The 1,443-nt window shown below is 58.4% G+C and carries 1 rRNA gene; it reads left to right on the top strand.

Going from position 1 to position 1,443, the window contains the following annotated elements:
• A 16S ribosomal RNA gene (locus ABD665_RS21625) occupies positions 1 to 1,443 on the top strand; the annotation flags it as partial.

The following is a 1,443-nucleotide window of genomic DNA, read 5'->3' on the forward strand; positions in this document are numbered from 1 at the left end:
GCGGCGTGCTTAACACATGCAAGTCGAACGGTAAGGCCCCTTCGGGGGTACACGAGTGGCGAACGGGTGAGTAACACGTGAGCAACCTGCCCTTGACTTCGGAATACCAGCTGGAAACAGCTGCTAATACCGGATATGACCTCGGCCCTCATGGGTTGGGGTGGAAAGCTCCGGCGGTCAAGGATGGGCTCGCGGCCTATCAGCTTGTTGGTGAGGTAATGGCTCACCAAGGCTTCGACGGGTAGCCGGCCTGAGAGGGCGACCGGCCACACTGGGACTGAGATACGGCCCAGACTCCTACGGGAGGCAGCAGTGGGGAATATTGCACAATGGGCGCAAGCCTGATGCAGCAACGCCGCGTGCGGGATGACGGCCTTCGGGTTGTAAACCGCTTTCAGTAGGGACGAAGCTAACGTGACGGTACCTACAGAAGAAGGACCGGCTAACTACGTGCCAGCAGCCGCGGTGATACGTAGGGTCCGAGCGTTGTCCGGAATTATTGGGCGTAAAGGGCTTGTAGGCGGTCCGTCGCGTCAGGAGTGAAAACTCGGGGCTTAACCCCGAGCCTGCTTTTGATACGGGCGGACTAGAGGGATGCAGGGGAGAACGGAATTCCTGGTGGAGCGGTGGAATGCGCAGATATCAGGAGGAACACCGGTGGCGAAGGCGGTTCTCTGGGCATCACCTGACGCTGAGAAGCGAAAGCGTGGGGAGCAAACAGGCTTAGATACCCTGGTAGTCCACGCCGTAAACGGTGGGCACTAGGTGTGGGGGACATTCCACGTTCTCCGTGCCGAAGCTAACGCATTAAGTGCCCCGCCTGGGGAGTACGGCCGCAAGGCTAAAACTCAAAGGAATTGACGGGGGCCCGCACAAGCGGCGGAGCATGCGGATTAATTCGATGCAACGCGAAGAACCTTACCTGGGTTTGACATACACCGGAAAGCTGCAGAGATGTAGCCCCCGCAAGGTCGGTGTACAGGTGGTGCATGGCTGTCGTCAGCTCGTGTCGTGAGATGTTGGGTTAAGTCCCGCAACGAGCGCAACCCTCGTTCTATGTTGCCAGCACGTTATGGTGGGGACTCATAGGAGACTGCCGGGGTCAACTCGGAGGAAGGTGGGGATGACGTCAAGTCATCATGCCCCTTAAGTCCAGGGCTTCACGCATGCTACAATGGCCGGTACAAAGGGCTGCGATACCGCAAGGTGGAGCGAATCCCAAAAAGCCGGTCTCAGTTCGGATTGGGGTCTGCAACTCGACCCCATGAAGTCGGAGTCGCTAGTAATCGCAGATCAGCAACGCTGCGGTGAATACGTTCCCGGGCCTTGTACACACCGCCCGTCAAGTCATGAAAGTCGGTAACACCCGAAGCCGGTGGCCCAACCCTTGTGGAGGGAGCCGTCTAAGGTGGGACTGGCGATTAGGACTAAGTCGTAACAAGG

The organism is Microlunatus spumicola, assembly GCF_039536445.1.
GTDB lineage: Bacteria > Actinomycetota > Actinomycetes > Propionibacteriales > Propionibacteriaceae > Microlunatus > Microlunatus spumicola.